At 72.9% G+C, this 16,299-nt stretch carries 14 protein-coding genes and 2 pseudogenes; 10 read left to right on the top strand and 6 right to left on the bottom strand.

The window, feature by feature from the left end:
* The first annotated feature begins 59 nt into the window (after positions 1–59).
* Complete coding sequence (locus CLM62_RS46360) at positions 60–1,076, top strand: LysR family transcriptional regulator (protein WP_095755929.1); 1,017 nt, start codon at positions 60–62, stop codon at positions 1,074–1,076.
* On the opposite strand, the gene CLM62_RS46355 is transcribed toward CLM62_RS46360, so the two are convergent.
* Positions 966–1,886, bottom strand: a complete 921-nt coding sequence (locus CLM62_RS46355; RefSeq protein ID WP_095755928.1) for a LysR family transcriptional regulator — start codon at positions 1,884–1,886, stop codon at positions 966–968. The two genes, CLM62_RS46360 and CLM62_RS46355, sit on opposite strands and share 111 nt — an antisense overlap.
* 142 nt (positions 1,887–2,028) lie before the next feature.
* Here CLM62_RS46355 and CLM62_RS46350 point away from each other — a divergent pair, with 142 nt between their 5' ends.
* Complete coding sequence (locus tag CLM62_RS46350) at positions 2,029–3,276, top strand: MFS transporter (protein ID WP_095755927.1); 1,248 nt, start codon at positions 2,029–2,031, stop codon at positions 3,274–3,276.
* Between the two features lie 12 nt (positions 3,277–3,288).
* Here CLM62_RS46350 and CLM62_RS46345 read toward each other — a convergent pair whose 3' ends face one another.
* Together CLM62_RS46345 and CLM62_RS46340 are read right to left on the bottom strand one after the other, a co-directional pair.
* Positions 3,289–4,032, bottom strand: coding sequence for a DUF5666 domain-containing protein (locus tag CLM62_RS46345; RefSeq protein ID WP_095755926.1), 744 nt, complete (start codon positions 4,030–4,032; stop codon positions 3,289–3,291).
* A gap of 123 nt (positions 4,033–4,155) precedes the next feature.
* The gene (locus CLM62_RS46340; protein ID WP_095755925.1) at positions 4,156–6,252 is read right to left on the bottom strand and encodes a SpoIIE family protein phosphatase; all 2,097 of its coding nucleotides are present in this window, start codon (positions 6,250–6,252) and stop codon (positions 4,156–4,158) included.
* A 336-nt stretch (positions 6,253–6,588) separates the two neighbouring features.
* Here CLM62_RS46340 and CLM62_RS46335 point away from each other — a divergent pair.
* The 4 genes and pseudogenes from CLM62_RS46335 to CLM62_RS46320 form a co-directional block, all read left to right on the top strand.
* Positions 6,589–6,847: pseudogene (locus CLM62_RS46335) on the top strand (hypothetical protein); the annotation flags it as partial.
* Positions 6,848–7,091: 244 nt separating this feature from the next.
* Positions 7,092–8,399: a cation:proton antiporter gene (locus tag CLM62_RS46330; RefSeq protein WP_095755924.1), complete on the top strand. Its 1,308-nt coding sequence runs from the start codon at positions 7,092–7,094 to the stop codon at positions 8,397–8,399.
* Between the two features lie 193 nt (positions 8,400–8,592).
* Complete coding sequence (locus CLM62_RS46325; protein WP_095755923.1) at positions 8,593–8,862, top strand: DUF3040 domain-containing protein; 270 nt, start codon at positions 8,593–8,595, stop codon at positions 8,860–8,862.
* 189 nt (positions 8,863–9,051) lie between these two features.
* Positions 9,052–9,420 carry a hypothetical protein gene (locus CLM62_RS46320; RefSeq protein WP_095755922.1) on the top strand — a complete coding sequence of 123 codons (369 nt, stop codon included), beginning with the start codon at positions 9,052–9,054 and terminating at the stop codon, positions 9,418–9,420.
* Positions 9,421–9,423: 3 nt separating this feature from the next.
* Here CLM62_RS46320 and CLM62_RS46315 read toward each other — a convergent pair.
* A pseudogene (locus CLM62_RS46315) lies at positions 9,424–10,260 on the bottom strand (M20 family metallopeptidase); the annotation flags it as partial.
* Here CLM62_RS46315 and CLM62_RS46310 point away from each other — a divergent pair.
* From CLM62_RS46310 to CLM62_RS46300, 3 genes are all read left to right on the top strand, one after another.
* A complete protein-coding gene (locus CLM62_RS46310; RefSeq protein WP_257004490.1) occupies positions 10,260–10,763 on the top strand; it encodes a helix-turn-helix transcriptional regulator in 504 nt (167 codons plus the stop codon). The pseudogene CLM62_RS46315 and the gene CLM62_RS46310 sit on opposite strands and share 1 nt — an antisense overlap.
* A 119-nt stretch (positions 10,764–10,882) precedes the next feature.
* Positions 10,883–12,898 carry an NADPH-dependent 2,4-dienoyl-CoA reductase gene (locus tag CLM62_RS46305; protein WP_095755921.1) on the top strand — a complete coding sequence of 672 codons (2,016 nt, stop codon included), beginning with the start codon at positions 10,883–10,885 and terminating at the stop codon, positions 12,896–12,898.
* A 31-nt stretch (positions 12,899–12,929) separates the two neighbouring features.
* On the top strand, positions 12,930–13,481 hold the full coding sequence (locus CLM62_RS46300) for a PadR family transcriptional regulator (RefSeq protein ID WP_095755920.1): 552 nt from the start codon (positions 12,930–12,932) through the stop codon (positions 13,479–13,481).
* Here CLM62_RS46300 and CLM62_RS46295 read toward each other — a convergent pair.
* Positions 13,469–14,014 (bottom strand): hypothetical protein, encoded by a 546-nt coding sequence (locus CLM62_RS46295; RefSeq protein WP_095755919.1) that lies wholly within the window; start codon positions 14,012–14,014, stop codon positions 13,469–13,471. The two genes, CLM62_RS46300 and CLM62_RS46295, sit on opposite strands and share 13 nt — an antisense overlap.
* A gap of 182 nt (positions 14,015–14,196) precedes the next feature.
* Positions 14,197–15,201: a fibronectin type III domain-containing protein gene (locus CLM62_RS46290; protein ID WP_095755918.1), complete on the bottom strand. Its 1,005-nt coding sequence runs from the start codon at positions 15,199–15,201 to the stop codon at positions 14,197–14,199.
* 358 nt (positions 15,202–15,559) lie between these two features.
* On the opposite strand from CLM62_RS46290, the gene CLM62_RS46285 reads away from it, so the two are divergent.
* The gene (locus CLM62_RS46285) at positions 15,560–16,264 is read left to right on the top strand and encodes a glycoside hydrolase family 75 protein (RefSeq protein WP_095755917.1); all 705 of its coding nucleotides are present in this window, start codon (positions 15,560–15,562) and stop codon (positions 16,262–16,264) included.
* Positions 16,265–16,299: the final 35 nt, after the last annotated feature.

Here is a 16,299-nt window from a genome sequence, read left to right as displayed (position 1 = left end):
TGGGCTCACAATGCGGCATCGACGCACCCAGCCCAAGGCTGTGCCATAGGCTCACGAGGGTGCGCTACGACCTGGACGATCTGCGGCTCTTCCTCGCCGTCGTGGCAGAGGGATCGATCACCGCGGGCGCCCGACGCAGGCACCTGAGCCTGCCCTCGGCCAGCGCGCGGGTGCGGGCACTGGAGCACCACGCCGGTGTGACCCTGCTGATCCGCGGCCGGCGGGGCGTACGGCCCACCCCCGCGGGCACGACACTGGCCCGGCACGCCCGCGAGGTCCTCGACCGCACGGCCCGGCTCGACAGTGCCGTCGCCGGCTACACCCGGTCCCCGACCGCACCGCTGACCCTACTGAGCGGCGGCTCCGCGATGCACCGGCTCGTGCCGCAGGCCCTGGTCTCGTTCCTCCGCGCGCACCCGGACGTCGACGTCACGGTCCGCGAGAGCCGTACCCCGCACACCGTGCGGACGCTCGCCGACGGCGAGGCGGACCTCGGAGTCGTCGTCGACGACGAGGCCCGCGACTGCGGCCTCGACATGGAGGTCCTCGGCGACGACTCCCTCGTCGTGGTCGGTCAGCGAGGCGGGATTCTCGCCGACCGGACCGCGGTGACCTACAGCGAGGCCGCCGAGCACCCGCTCGTCGGGCTCGACGCCGACTCCTCGCTGCGCCGCTGGATCGAGCGGCACCTCGGTCCCCACGCCCCGGTGGCGCGGTACCGCACCACGGTCGCCGACCTCAACGTCCTGGTCGCCCTCGCGGCCGCCGGTGTCGGCCTCGCGGTCGTACCGCGCCGCGCCCTCGACCCGAGCCGGCCACTCGACGTGTGCGAACTGCGGGACGCCTGGGCGCGCCGCCGGCTTCTGCTGGCCTGGGGCGTCAAGGAACGGCCCGCGTCCGCCGCCGCGCTTGCCGGGCACCTGCGCCAGGCCGCCCTGTCCGAGCCGGCCGCCCCCACCGAGGAACTACCGCGCCCACTTCGGCATCCACGACCCCGGGGCGGGTCGGGCGGACCCGAGATGCACCCGGAGTGCGGTGAGCGCGGGATGCGGATTGTCGTCCCGCCAGATGAGTGAGTGCGGGTACACCGGTGTCGGGTCCTGTACGGGGATACGCCGCAGGTCCTCGTCGGCGGGCCAGACGAGGCGGGTCCGTTCGCCGACGAAGGTCGCCAGTGTCGGGGAGTCGGCGATCGTGTCCAGGAGCGGCTCGGTGCCGAAGTCCGGACCGGTCGCCTCGATGGTGAGCCCGAACTCGGCGGCGAGGTCGTCGTAGAAGACGGCCCACTCGGTACCGGCGACCAGGCCCGGCATCCAGATCCGGTGCCCGGCCAACTGCTCGGGCCGCAGGGTACGTGCGTCGGCGAAGGCGTGCGCCGGCCCGGTGACCAGCTGTAGGGGCTCGTCGTAGACCCGGTCCGTCACGATGCCGTCGGGCAGCTGCCGCGCGGGGACGGTGACGGCCCGGAAGGACGCGTCGATCGTGCCGGACCGGACGGCCGTGAGGGCCGCGTCGGCGTCGAAGAGGGTCACGACGTCGAGTTCGGTTCCGGGGTGCGTGCGGTGGAAGTCGCCCAGCAGTGCCGCCGGGGCGAGCCGTCGGCCGATCACATCGACCCGCAGGGCACGCCGCCCGGGCCGTACGGAGGCCGCCGCCCGTTCCTCGGACCGCAGGAGTTCACGCGCGTGGGGCAGGAACGCCTGCCCGTCGATGGTGAGCCGCGCTCCGCGCGCGGTGCGGGTGAACAGCCGTACCCCGAGGTCCTTCTCCAGGGCGGCGACACGCTTGGAGACGGCCTGCTGGGTGATCGAGAGGGTGGCGGCGGCTTCCTGGAACCTGCCCGCGTCCGCGGCGGCGACGAAGGTGCGTACGGCATCGAGATCCACGCCGGTCAGCCTAGGGGACGTACAACGTTCGGTTGTGGCTGTCCGACGCGGCGGTTGTTTGATCGGCCGACCCGCTTCCCGCTTTGATGGCGCTGGTCAACGGCAGGTTGTTCGAGGGTGGCGGTGAGGGGTGGGGCGGGGCGTGTCGGTGAGGCGGTCGCTGGGGCGGCCATTCGGTCTGCTGTGGGCGGCGTACGGGGTCAGCACGTTCGGTACGCGGCTCGCGTTCGACGCGTTCCCCCTGATCGCGGTGCTCGTTCTGCACGCCGGGCCGAGCGAGGTGGCGGCGCTGGCGGCCGCGGGGCTCGCGGTGGGGGCGGCGGTGGCGGTGCCGCTCGGACCGTGGGTGGAGTTCCGCCGCAAGCGGCCGGTGATGGTCGCGATGGACCTGATCCGGTGCGCGGCCCTGCTGAGCGTCCCCGCCGCGTTCGCACTCGGCGGGCTCACCTTGGCCCAGCTCCTGATCGTGTCGGTGGTCGTCGCGGCGGCCGACATCACCTTCATCGCGGCCTCCGGTGCCTGTCTCAAGGCGCTCGTGCCGCGGGAGGACCTGCTCGTCGCGAACGGCCGCCTGGAGGCCACGACATGGACCGCCACCGTGCTCGGACCGCCCGTCGGCGGGGCCGCGATCGGGCTGTTCGGCCCGGTGACGACCGTGGTGGCCGACGCCGTCAGCTACCTGCTGTCGGCCGTGGGGATCCGCGCGATCGGCGGCAAGGAGCCGCGGCCCGTGCGCACCGACCCACCGCAAGGCTTCCGCGCCGGCGCCCTGCTCGAAGGATGGCGGTACATCCTGACGAGCCCCGTCCTGCGCCCTCTGTTCCTCAACACGGTCCTGGTCAACGGCCTGATCATGGCGACCTCGCCGCTGCTCGCCGTCCTCATGCTCGGCCACCTGGGCTTCGCCGCCTGGCAGTACGGCCTCGCCTTCGCGGTCCCCTGCGTGGGCGGCCTGATCGGCTCGCGCCTCGCCCGGCGCCTGGTCGCACGGTACGGGCAGCACCGGGTGCTGCTCACCGCCGGGGCACTGCGCGCGTGCTGGTCGCTCGGACTGGCCTTCGTCGGGCCCGGGGCCGCCGGGCTCGTGCTCGTCATGGCCGTGGAGTTCGGGCTGATCATGTGCGTGGGCGTGTACAACCCGGTGCTCGCCACCTACCGGCTCGAACACACCGCGACCGACCGCGTGGCCCGCACCCTGTCCGCGTGGTCGGTCACCGGCAAACTCACCACCGCGGCCCTGACCGCCCTGTGGGGACTGCTGGCCGCTCTCACCGGAACCCGCACCGCGATCGCCCTGGCCGGCCTGCTGATGCTCGCGACGCCGCTGCTGCTCCCACGGCACGAGCGGGCCCGGCAGGACGAGCGGGGCTCAGTGGGCACCTCGGCCTGACCGAGCCCGACGTCAGGCCGCCGCGCCACTGCCCGAAGGGCTCGGCTTCTGCCCGCCCCGGAAGCCGTGACCGGGATGGCCGGGGAACTTGCCGCGCCAGTCGTCGGAGCCCTTCCTGTCCTCCCAGGTGCCCGAGAGGACACGCATGGCGGTCCTGGTGCCGTCGTCGGAGCGGGTACCGACGAGGTAGGCCGTCTCGCCCTCCTTGAGGGCGTCGGCCGCCGACGTGTCGTCGGGGAAGGCCTTGGTGTCCGAGTCCACGGTCCACGCCCACGTTGCCCCGTCCTCGCTCTTGACCGTGATCTGGTCGCCGTCCACCTTCTCCACGGTGCCCCGCTGCCAGACCCGGACGAGCCAGTCGCCGGTCTCACGGTCCTTCACGGTCGACTCGCCGTGCACCGCGTCACCGCCGAGGAACCACGGCCCGCGGCCGTGCCGTTCGGGGCCGTCCGGTGACGGTGACGCGGAGCCGGAGGCCGCGGGCAGGGCCTCGTCACCCGAGGTGCCCGAATTCCCCGAGGTGGCGGCGTAGGCGACCGTGCCGCCGAGGGCCAGCACGGCGACCGCGGTCGCAGCGATGACCGTGCGGGCCCGGGCGGACCGCCGCTGCCACAGCCCGTGCAGGGCCGCGCCCGTCGTACGCTCCGGTTCCGCTCCGCCGGGACCCGCGAGCACCTCCCAGTCCGCGCCCGTCTCGGCGTGCCGGTCGGGCGGCTCGCCGCCGGCGGTGTGTCCCTGCTCCGGATCGTGCGTCACGACTCGCTCCCCTCGGCCACGGCACCCGGCGTCCGCGCCGCCAAGTCCTGCTGTGATTGTGGGACGCGGCCGGTAAGGAACAGGTAATCGGTTCCTGTGAGAATCACGCTCCCGGCACGGGTGTCACACGCCGCTGGGGTCCTCGTCCGACGTCCGCACCCGCGCGATGAGCAGCGCCACGTCGTCGGAGTTGTCCGGCTGGTGCAGGGTGCGCAGCAGGAGGTCGCAGACCTCCTCCAGGGGGAGGTCGGGGCCGTCGAGGAGGGTCAGGAGGGCGTCGAGGCGTTCGTCGAGGGGATGCTGCCGGGTCTCGACGAGGCCGTCGGTGTAGAACACCAGCCGGTCGCCGGGGGCGAGATCGACGGTGGTGGTGGAGAAGGCGATGCCGCCCACGCCCAGCGGCACGCCGGTGGGCAGGTCGAGCAGCTCCGGGGGACGCCCGGCGCGCAGCCGGGCCGGCGGCAGGTGCCCCGCGTTCGCGATCCTGCACTGTCGCAGCGCGGGGTCGTGGACGGCGTACACACAGGTGGCGATGGAGTGGTCCAGGCCCTCGGTGATCTTGTCGAGGTGTTCCAGGAGCCGGGCGGGGTCGAGTTCGAGGGAGGCGAGGGTGGTCGTCGCGGTACGCAGCCGGCCCATGGTCGCGGCGGCGGTGATGCCGCTGCCCATCACGTCACCCACGACGAGCGCGGTCTTGCCGCCCCCCAGCGGGATCACGTCGAACCAGTCGCCGCCGACCTCCGCGGTGGCGCCCGCGGGCTGGTAGCGGGAGGCGACCTCCAGTCCGCCGGTCACGGGCGGATGGCTGGGCAGCAGGCTGCGCTGCAGGGTGAGGGCGGTGTCGCGGGCGTTCTGGTACCAGCGGGCGTTGTCGATCTGCACGGCAGCGCGGGACGCCAGTTCACGCGCCAGCAGCAGGTCGTCCTCGCCGAACGGCAGCGGATTGCGGGCGCGTTTGAGGTCCATGGCGCCGAGCACCTCGCCGCGCGCGATCAGCGGTACGGCCAGATAGGAGTGCACGCCCGCCCGGGCCAGCAGCTCGGCCGCTTCCTCGGAACGCGCGATGCGGGGCAGGTCCTTGCTCTCGACCCGCTCCACCAGGACGGGGCGGCCCGTGCGGACGCACTCGGTGACCAGGCGGTCGGAGGCGTACCGGGCGACCTGCCCGGGCGGGTCGGCCGCGCTCAGGGCGTCCGGGGCGCGGTCCGCCTCGACGGCCAGCGCGCGGAACACCGCGGGCTCGGCGGGGCCGAGGGTGCTGGGCCTGCCCTGTACCACCGCCTCCAGCAGGTCCACGGCCGCGACGTCGGCGAGGTCGGGCACGGCCACCTCGGCCAGCTCGCGGGCGGTGCGGTCCAGGTCCAGGGTCGTGCCGATGCGGGTGGAGGCGTCGGCGACCAGGGCCAGGCGCCGCCGCGCGGCTTCCGCCTCGACGGCTGCCAGGTGCTGCTCGGTGACGTCCTCCACCGAGACGGCCACGCCCAGCGCGGTGCCGAGCGAGTCCTCCAGCCGGTAGAGCGAGACCGACCAGGCGTGTTCCTCGCCCGGATCGGCCGGTGTACGGCCGACGGTCCGCCGGTCGACGACCGCCCGGCCGGTCTCCAGCACCTGACGTGCCGCCGACTCGACGGCTTCGGCGTCGATGTGCGGCAGGATCTCGCGGACGGTCCGGCCGAGGTGGTCCTCGGCCGGTATGCCGTTGAGCCGCTCCAGCGCCGGGTTGACCGAGACGTACCGCAGATCGGTGTCCAGCACCGCCAGCCCGATCGGGGACTGGTCGACGATCCGGGTCGACAGCGCCACGTCCCGCTCCAGCCGCCGTACGGTCGACTGGTCCGCGGCGAGGCCCAGGGCGTAGACGTCGCCCTGGTCGTCCAGCAGCCGCATGTTGCGGAACTCCACGAGCCGTGTGCTGCCGTCCTTGCGCCGGATGGGAAAGGCCCCGGCCCAGCCCTCGCCGGTGTCCATGACGTCGGCGAACAGCTTGACCACCAGATCGAGGTGCTGCTCGTGGACCATGATCCGGGCGGCGTACTGCCCGAGCGCCTCCTGCGCCGTGTAGCCGAACAGCTCCTCCGCCTGCGGGCTCCACAGCACGACGCGGCCCTCGGTGTCCAGGACCACCGAGGCCACGCCGAGCACATCGAGCAGCCCGCTGGGCCGCACCGGCCCGCGCACCGGCTCCTCGCCCTCGGGCCCGGGAATCCCGGCTGCTCTCATGCCACGCACCGCCTTCGCCCATCCTCGCGGCACGCCGTTCCCCCGTGCCGACTCCCCTTGTTCTACCGCGCTCAACCGTCACCGCGACGCCGCCGTCGGCTTTTACCACCATCCCTCAATACGGCGGCGGCCGTCCGGCGAAGCCACACCGAGACCGTAGCCGAGCCGACGGCCGACGTCCCCTCTTATTGGTCTGCACATGGCTACTCGCTCGGGCCGGACTGTGCGCCGACCACGCCCACCCCCCACCGAGGAGTCGCCTCCCTGCCCCTGCGTGCCCGGCAGCGTCGCCGTACCGTCCTCGCCGCCCTCGCCTCCCTCACCGCCGCCCTGCTGTCGCCGGGCGGGAACTGGTCGGAGTACGTCCACACGCTGAGCCCCGGCGAGGCACTGAACAACTCCTGGGTCGCCGTCTCACCCGGCGGACAGTGGATGCCGGCGGGCGAGTACGGCACCATGAACCGGCTGCTGGTCTTCCCGACGCCCGGCGTCAACCGACTGCGACCGCCGTAGCGGCACCCTGCGCATGATCGTCGTATCGCCGGGCATCTGCGTCCTGACGGACAGCAAGACGTACCGCTTCACCCGGAGTTGAGGTCCGCCGAGGCGGTGGGGGGCCGTCGGCGGAGACCGGCGGCCCGGACCGGAAATGAGTGCCGGCACCGATGGTGACGCCCGTCGCTGGGATGCGACGGTGGCGGGAAGGCCGAGATCTCGCGCCCCCCGGGGACGCCCGACGATCCACGGCACCCGGCACGACCTCGGACGAAGGAGGACCCGTATCCACCCCCGTGAAGTGAAGCCCGTCCGGCGCCCCGTGCGTTCGAAGGAGGTGACCCGTGGGACATGCTGACACCCTGCTCGCCATGGGCGGCGCCTTCCTGGCCGCCGCGTTCCTCGCCCGCCTCGGCGGCAGGATCGGACTGCCCACGATCCCGCTGTTCATGCTCGCCGGCATCCTGCTCGGCCCGCACACGCCGGGCCTGGTCCTGGTCGAGGACGCCCACGACTTCGAGATGCTCTCCGCGCTCGGGCTGGTGCTGTTGCTGTTCTACCTGGGCCTGGAGTTCCATCTCGACGACCTCAGGAGCGGCGGCAAACGCCTGCTGACCGCGGGCGGGACCTATCTGCTGCTGAACGTCGGCGCGGGCCTCGGCTTCGGGTTCGCGCTGGACTGGGGGACGCGGGAGGCGCTGGTGCTCGCCGGTGTCCTGGGCATCTCCTCGTCCGCCATCGTCACCAAGATCCTCATCGACCTGGGCCGTATCGGCCGCCCCGAGACCCGCCTGATCCTGGGCGTGATCGTGGTGGAGGACATCTTCCTCGCGCTGTACCTCGCGGCCCTGCAACCGGTCCTCAGCGGTGCCCAGGGCATGGGAGAAGTGCTCCTCCAGGCGGGCAAGGCATTCGCCTTCCTGCTGGTGCTGGCCGCCGCGGCCCGGTACGGCACCCGGTGGGTCGGCCGACTCATCCAGGTCCGCGACGACGAACTGCTGGTCATCAGCTTCCTCGGCGCGGCGGTCCTCGTCGCCGGTGTCTCCGAGGTGCTCGGGGTCGCCGACGCCATCGGCGCGTTCATGGTGGGCCTGATCCTGGCCGGCACGCCGTCCGGGCCGCGCATCCGCGAGCTGGTGCATCCGCTGCGCGACGCCTTCGCCGCGATCTTCTTCTTCGCCTTCGGGCTCGCCATCGACCCGGGAGTCGTCGCGTCGGTCGCCGGACCGGTCGCCGCCGCGGCAGCGGTGACCCTGGTGATGAACGTGGTCGCGGGCCTGCTCGTCGCCCGCCTGTACCACTACGGCGCCGAGCCCGCAGCGGACATCGCCACGACGCTCGTGGCCCGCGGCGAGTTCGCGTTGATCCTCGCCGCCATGGCCACCAGCGCGGGGCTCGACGCACGCCTGGCCCCGTTCATCGCGGGCTACGTCCTCGTGCTGGCCGTCCTCGGTCCCGTCGCCGCCGGACGCGCCCACCTGCTCGTCCGCGCCCTGCGTTTCACACACGCCAGGCTGTCGCGGGGCGCGGCGTCCCGGCGCGGCCGCTCGGGACAGGAAGCGACCGATGCCGCCGATCCGTACGGGACGGACGACGGCGACATGTCGGCGTCGGCCTCCAGCACCCAGCCGGCGGAGGCGGTCGAGCGGTAGCACCGCTGGGCCCCGCTCTCGTCGCGGTCACGGAGACGGGACTGCCGGAGTTCGGCCGAGAGGGCCGCGGTGGGCAGGCCGGAGGGCGCACGAAGGAGGGGACAGCGCGGTGAGTGAGCCGAGCGCGCCGACTAGGGCGATGGGCGACGCCCGGCGCGCTCCGACCGGCTTGTCAGCGAGACACGGAGGAATCATGCCCCAGTCCGACGACGAACGTCTGGTCGGTCTCGAAGCGTGGCTCGAGCACGACGATCCCCGGTTCGCCCGTGCGCTGAGCGCCGGTCGACCCGCTCGCCCTCGCGAGTACCGGCGCACCGGCGCCTGGTGGACGCTCGCCGTCGCCGTGACCGCGCTGACGACCGGCGTGGCCCTGGCCGCCGGCCTCCTCATCGCCACGGGCCTGGTCCTCACCGGCATCGCCGCCGAGTTGTTCGACCCCCATCGCGGCCGGCCGTGGCCTTGACGGCGGACCGTGGCCACCGCTCGGCGTGTTCGATCCTCCACTGGCGTAACCCGTTCGCGGAACAGGCGGAACAGAACGGGCACCTCCGCCGGTAGTGCTCCGCGGCATGTGGTGGTTTTCTGGGGATGCGGGGCGGTATCCCGGAGCGGGCCGTGGTACCGCGTCGCGGCCACGAGAGGAGCGATCACGATGGACGGTGAGCGACCGCACCCGGAATCCGTCTCCGTGGAGATCAGCGGATGCAGCAAGGACGACGCCCGGATCGTGTTCGACACCCTGTGTGCCTGCTACTCGTCCGACCGGTGCGCCGACGACGTACCCGAGGAGCTCTCGGAAACCCGCCCCACTGTGTGGCTCGGCACGTTCGACGTCGCCGACCCGCACGAGGGCGCCCGGCCCGCCCGGCTCTCCTCCTCCGTCATCGCCGACGTGCAGGGCGGATACTGGGCGATCGACCGTTTCCGCGCCACCCTGGACTCCCTGTTCGCCGTGCACGACCTGTCCACGGCCTCCGGGGACCAGGAGGAGGAACTGCACGTGAGGCTGGAGAGCCGGTGAGCGCTATCCCTCCGCGCCGAGGAGGCTGAGCACCGCACGCCGGTAGACGGCGTGGACGCCGGGCAGGTCCGCGAGCCGGGCGCGTTCGTCCAGGCCGTGCAGTCCCTCGTACCGCACGCCGAAACCCGCGGTGGCGGGGATGCCCTCGCCCGCCAGCAGGTTGCCGATGTTCGACGGCCCCGCGGTCTTCGCCCGCACCGGCAGGCCCTCCCGCGCGGCGGCGTCGAGGAGCGCGGCGGCGGGCTGCTCGTCCCGGGCCAGACGGAACGGCGGCCACGCTGCCACCGGGACGATCGCGGTCGGCCGCGGGGCCGGCCACCGGACGTCCAGCTCCGCCACGGCCGCACGGACCAGGCCCTCGGCGGCCCGGGCGTCGAAGGCCGGGGTGGTGCGGACGTCGATTCCCAGCTCGCACAGGTCGGGGACCACCGAGAAGCCCTGACCGCCGTGGCAGGAGGTCACCGACAGTTTCGGCGGCAACGGGAACTCGCCCTCCGGGCCCGGGAGTTCGGCCGCGTCGAGGAGACCCACGAGACGGGCCGCGCGGGACACCGCCCCCACCGTCGGCCGGCTCGATCCCGAGTGGCCCGAGGCCCCGTGTACGGCGATCGTCGCCCGCCACAGCCCCCTCCCGCCGACCACGACCTCGTCCATCCCCGGGTAGCCGATCATCACCCCGGCCGGGCGGTGCGCGGCCGGGTCGGCGAGGTAGGCGCGGGCGCCGCCGAAGCCGCCGGTGTGCTCGTCGACGTCGAGCAGCACGGCGAGCCCGCCGCGCAGGGCGTCCCCGCGGACGTGCAGGTCGGCCGCGATGTGGCAGAACATCGCCGCGGCGAGCTTTGGCAGGGGTCGGCACCGACTACTACGTGCGCCTGGAGCTGGGCCGGGAACGGCACCCCTCGGCACAGGTGGTCGACGCGCTGGCCCGGGCACTGGGCCTGGAGGACGACGCGGTCGACCATCTGCACCGGCTGGCGCGCCCCGTCGCCGGTGGCTCCCGTGCTCGTACGCGGCCGGAGCGGGCCGGCTCTGTCCTGCTGCGGATGATGGAGGGTTGGCACCGCACGCCCGCGGTGATCCTGGATCACTGCCTGACCGTGCTGGCCCACAACGCCCTGGGTCGCGCGCTGTTCGCCGGTCACACCCACAGCGGGGACCTGCCGCGGCTGGTCTTCCTCGACCCGGACGCACGGGAGTTCTATCCGGAAGGCAGCCACCGGCAGCCCTTCGGAACAGGCGCTCTCCCTGCTGGGCAGCCTCAGCGCGGACGAGACTCCCCGACCCGGCCCACCGGAAGGTCCGACGGTTCGGCCGGGGACCAGCAACCACCGACGGCCCGATGAGGGACCCGTCGGCTGACGTGGCGGGCATCACCCCTCCCCGGTTATGCAACTAGTTGCAATAGGCGGGCACGGTCCTCTACAACAAAGGGGCACGACACCACCGCGCACGGAGGGCCCCGATGAGCCGTTTCCCGCACCTGCTGAGCCCGCTCGACCTGGGCTTCATCACGCTGCCCAACCGCGTCCTCATGGGCTCGATGCACGTCGGCCTGGAGGAGGCGGAGCGGGGTTTCGAGCGCATGGCGGAGTTCTACGCGGCCCGGGCGCGCGGGGGAGTGGGGCTGATCGTCACCGGTGGCATCGCTCCCAACGAGGAGGGACGGCCGTACGAAGGCGGGGCGAAGCTCACCACCGAGGCGGAGGCCGAGCAGCACCGGGTCGTCACGCGGGCCGTGCACCGCGAGGGCGGCCGGATCGCGATGCAGATCCTGCACTTCGGCCGGTACGCCTACCACCGGGACCTGGTCGCGCCGAGCCCGATCCAGGCGCCGATCAGCCCCTTCCCGCCCCGCGAGCTCGCCGACGCCGAGGTCGAGCGGACGATCGAGGACTACGCCCGCGCGGCCCGCCTGGCCCGGCAGGCCGGCTACGACGGCGTCGAGCTCATGGGCTCCGAGGGCTACCTGATCAACGAGTTCGTCGCCGCGCCGACCAACCACCGCACCGACCGCTGGGGCGGCTCGTACGAGAACCGCATGCGCTTCCCCGTCGAGATCGTCCGGCGCGTGCGCGAGGCCGTCGGCGAGGACTTCATCATCGTCTACCGCCTGTCCATGCTGGACCTCGTCCCGGGCGGCTCGACCCTCGACGAGGTGATCACGCTCGCCCGGGCCGTCGAGGCCGCCGGAGCCACCATCATCAACACCGGCATCGGCTGGCACGAGGCACGCATCCCCACCATCGCCACCTCCGTGCCGCGCGGCGCCTACACCTGGGTGACGAAGAAGCTGATGGGCGCGGTGTCCGTCCCGCTGGTCACCACCAACCGCATCAACACCCCGGAACTGGCCGAGGAGTTGCTCGCCGAAGGCTGCGCCGACATGGTGTCCATGGCACGCCCGATGCTCGCCGACCCCGACTTCGTGGCCAAGGCCGCGGCCGGCCGCCCCGAGGCCATCAACACCTGCATCGGCTGCAACCAGGCCTGCCTCGACCACACCTTCAGCGGGCAGATCACCTCCTGCCTGGTCAATCCGCGCGCCTGCCACGAGACCGAGCTCGTGCTGTTCCCGACCCGGCTGCGCAAGCGCGTCGCGGTCGTCGGTGCCGGACCGGCCGGCCTCGCCTGTGCGGTGTCGGCCGCCGAGCGCGGACACGAGGTGACCCTCTTCGACGCCGCGAGCGAGATCGGCGGCCAGCTCAACGTCGCCCGCAAGGTGCCCGGTAAGCAGGAGTTCGACGAGACACTGCGCTACTTCCGTCACCAGCTCGACGCGCACGGGGTGGACGTACGGCTGAACACCTGGGTGTCCGTGGACGACCTCGCCGGCTACGACGAGGTCGTCGTCGCCACCGGCGTCACCCCGCGCACCCCCGACATCCCCGGAGTCGACCACCCGAGCGTCGTCGGCTACCTCGACGTCCTGCGCGACGGCACCCCCGTCGGCGACCGCGTCGCCATCCTCGGCGCGGGCGGCATCGGCTTCGACGTCGCCGAGTACCTGACCGACGGCGGCGACAAAGCGAGCGAGGATCCGGCGACGTACTTCCGCCAGTGGGGTGTCGACATGGAATACAAGACGCCCGGAGGGCTCGCGGCCCCCGAGCGGCCCGCTCCGCCGCGCACCGTCCATCTGCTCCAGCGCAAGACCACCAAGGTCGGCGCGGGCCTCGGCAAGACCACCGGCTGGATCCACCGCACCGAGCTCAGGCACCGCAGCGTCACCATGGTCCCGGGCGTGCGCTACGACCGTATCGACGACGCCGGACTGCACGTCACCGTGGGCGACGACAGCACGGTCCTGCCGGTCGACACCGTCGTGCTGTGCACGGGACAGGAACCGCGTCGGGACCTGTACGACGAGCTGGTCGCCGCGGGCCGTAGCGCGCACCTCATCGGGGGTGCCGACGTCGCCGCCGAACTGGACGCCAAGCGGGCCATCAAGCAGGGCACCGAGCTGGCGGCGGCTCTGTAGTGCCGTAGAGCAGGTCCCTAGGATTGACTCCATGTCACTCCCGCACGCGATCCTCACCGCCCTGCTCGAGAAGCCGTCGTCGGGGCTGGAGCTGACCCGCCGGTTCGACCGGTCGATCGGCTACTTCTGGTCGGCGACGCATCAGCAGATCTATCGCGAGCTGGGAAAGCTGGAGGCCGAGGGCTACATCCGCACCCTGGCGTCCGAGCAGCCGGCGCGCGGGCAGAAGAAGAGCTACGAGGTCCTGCCCGCGGGGCGTGCCGAACTCGCCCGCTGGAGCGCGGCCTCCCAGGATCCCAAGCCGCTGCGCGACGTGCTGCTGCTGCGGCTGCGGGCGGCGGCCGTGGTCGGCACCGAGGGCATCGAGGCCGACCTGCGCCGCCATCTGGAGCTGCACCGGCGGCAGCTGGCCGAGTACGAGGAGATCGAGGAGCGCGACTTCCCGCCCGACAAGGACAGCCCGCAGGACCGGCTGCGGCACCTCGTGCTGCGGGCGGGCATCGACCTGGAGACCTTCTGGACACGGTGGCTCACGCACGCGCTGGACGAGTTCGCCGAACTGCCCGCCGATCAGAGCCGGTAGGGCTTCGAGCGGCGGCGCAGGAACCAGACCGTGGCCGCGACACCCGTGACCACCAGGCCCCCGCCGACCGCCAGCGTGAGCGTGCCGTAGTCCTTCGTGGTACCGCCCACCCCGCCCATGACACCTCGCGTCGGGGAGGCCGTGGCCGTGGCCCGGATCGTGGGAGTGGTGGGCGGGGAGACGATCACCGACTGCCTGCCCGCCGTCGACCCGTCCCTGTTGCAGATCACGATCACGGTGTACGTACCGGGACTCACGTTGGACCAGAGCGCCGACTGGCTGGCGTTGGTGCCGGCCAGGTCGGCCTGGCGCCCCTGCGCGAAGCTGGTCTGGCCGCTGCTGAGCAGGGAGGCCCTGCCGAAGCCGTTGTTGCCGCTGGTGCACGCGCTGGTGGTGACCGAGACGGTGGACCCGGTGGTGCTCACTGAGATGCCCGTCTGGGCGGTGGCCGGTCCGGCCGCCGGAACGATCGGCAGCGCGGTGGCGGCTGCCACGGTCAGGCCGGAGCGGAGGAGTTGCGATGGATTGCGCATGGGACTGCCCTCCGGCGGCACGGTTGGCGGTACATCCCTTGCGCCGCCGAGGATCGGGGAACGCCCGTGCTGCCACAGGGGCAGCCAACGTGTCCACGGCCCGGCTCGCATGCCGACCGCACCCGGTCGGGTGACGGATTCCGCCGTCCGTGGGTGCGCGACACGCCTCACGGAACGCGCCCTCACGGCCGCGCGCTCTCACCCGTCGTCACCGTCCGTTCCACCGACAGGCCGCCCCAGGTCCCGTCCGGCAGCTTCGCCCGGATCCGCACCCGGTGCGTGACCGGGGCATCCCGTCCCAGATGGAAGCTGTACGTCGCCCGGTCACGCGGAGCGGTCCCGCCGAACACGACCGAGGTGGCCGGACGGCCGTCGAGGTGCACCTGGTACTCCGTGACCACCCCGTCGGTGCGCGGTGGCACCCAGGCGAGGTCGAGGTGGTAGGCCCCGCCGGAGCGGCGAGTCGTCGCGAGGAAGCCGGTGGGGGCGGTGTCCCGGCCGTCGTCGGTACCCGCGGTGGTGAGGCGGACGGGGCCGCCGGCGGGCGAGACGTTGTCGGCCGCGTCGCGGGCGCGGACGGTGAAGACGTAGCGGGTGCCCGGCCGCAGCCCCATGACCACGGCCGCGGTCTGGCTTCCGCCCACACTGTGGATCTTCGTGGTGCCCTGGTGGATGTCGTACGACACCACATCCCGGTCGTCCTTCGAGGCCGCCCAGGACAGCTGGACCGCCCGGCTTCCGGCCGCCCGGCCCCGCAGATTCCCCGGCCGCGTCGGGGCCGAGCGGTCCGCCGCCACCGCCGCGGGAGTCGTCGCCCGGACCTCCCGGCTGCGGGGGCCCAGGCGGCCCTCGGTGTCGCGAGCCCGCACGGTGAAGTCGTACGTGGTGGACGGCCTGAGCCCGGTGACGTCCACCATGTGGCGTGAACCCGGTACGTCCTCGATCTTCGTGGTGCCGCGATACACCTCGTAGGCACGGATGTCCTGGCCGTCCCCTGACACCGCGTTCCACATGACGTGCACGCTGGTCGCGCTTCCCGCGGTGGCGGTGACGCCCGGAGGCGGCCCGGGCAGTCGGCCGCTCTCGCCGTCGCCGGTCCCGCGCCATCCGCAGGACGCGATCAGCGTGAGCACCCCGCAGAGGGCGAGACAGCGGCGCAGGGGAGCGGGCACGGGAACGCGTCGCACGCTGCCTCCCGGACGACAAGACGGCAATGGTCCGGACCAATATCGCCCTGTTGGTGTGATCGCATCAAGGGGGCGGTCGTTGGAGGCCGCTCGCCGGGGTTACGTATGCTGAAGCTTCTGACGGCTGAACTCTCCTTGAAAGCAGGGGAGTTCACGTCAGGGGCGCGGGCCGCTGTCGTCGCTGATCCCGCGCCGGCGCGGGCGGCCGGAGGGCCTGAGTCCTTGGTGGGCTCAGGCCCCCGGCCCCCGTCGGAAGGCCGGGGACGTGCGCCGTCCGGCCCCTCAACGGTGGCCGTGAGATCGATAGCGTCAGATTGGGCTGAGTGTTCGTCAGTGCCCTCCAGGAGAGGTCCTTATCGTGTGTGTCCAGCCCCTGACGCTGGCGGCGGCAGGTGCCGCCCTGCTGGCCCCGACGGCGACGCAGCCCGCCCCCGCCGCCGCGCCCCCGGCCCATGGGGGCGCGGCGATACGGCACGAAGGTGACGTCCCAGCCGCCGACCTGCTGGCGAAAGTGCGTGACTGTGACCCCGTCTCCCGCGGGAAGTACCGCAGCGACCGCGGCAAGCCCGCGACGATCCCGGTCTGCGGCACCCGGGACGCCGTGTTCTGGAAGGCCGACATGGACATCGACTGCGACGGACAGCCCGGCCGCCGCTGCAACCGCCGTACCGACCCGTTCTTCTCCGGCACGACGGCCCACCAGCAGTCCGACGGCCGTCACTTGAGCGCCGAACGCCTGCCGTACATCGTGGTGCCCGCCGTGAGCCCCCTCTGGGACCACCGTGCGAGCGGCGTCCGCGGCGGATCGGTCGCGGCCGTCATCCACCGGGACCGCGTGCAGTACGCGGTCGTCGGCGACGTGGGCCCGCCCGACATCATCGGCGAGGCGTCCTACGCCACCGCCGAGCGCCTCGGTATCCGCCCCGACCCGCACGGCGGCGGCACGGACTCCGGCGTCACGTACATCGTCTTCAAGGACAACCGGGTGACGCCGATCGAGGACCACGCGGCCGCCGTGCGGAGGGGGGAACGGCTGGCGCGCGAGTTCGTCCGGGGCGGGTGAGACGTCCGCCGGTCCTGGTCGGCGTCGCTCCGTCC

Source organism: Streptomyces sp. SA15 (genome assembly GCF_002291145.1).
Classification (GTDB): domain Bacteria; phylum Actinomycetota; class Actinomycetes; order Streptomycetales; family Streptomycetaceae; genus Streptomyces.
This window is presented reverse-complemented; position numbering and strand designations above follow the sequence as displayed.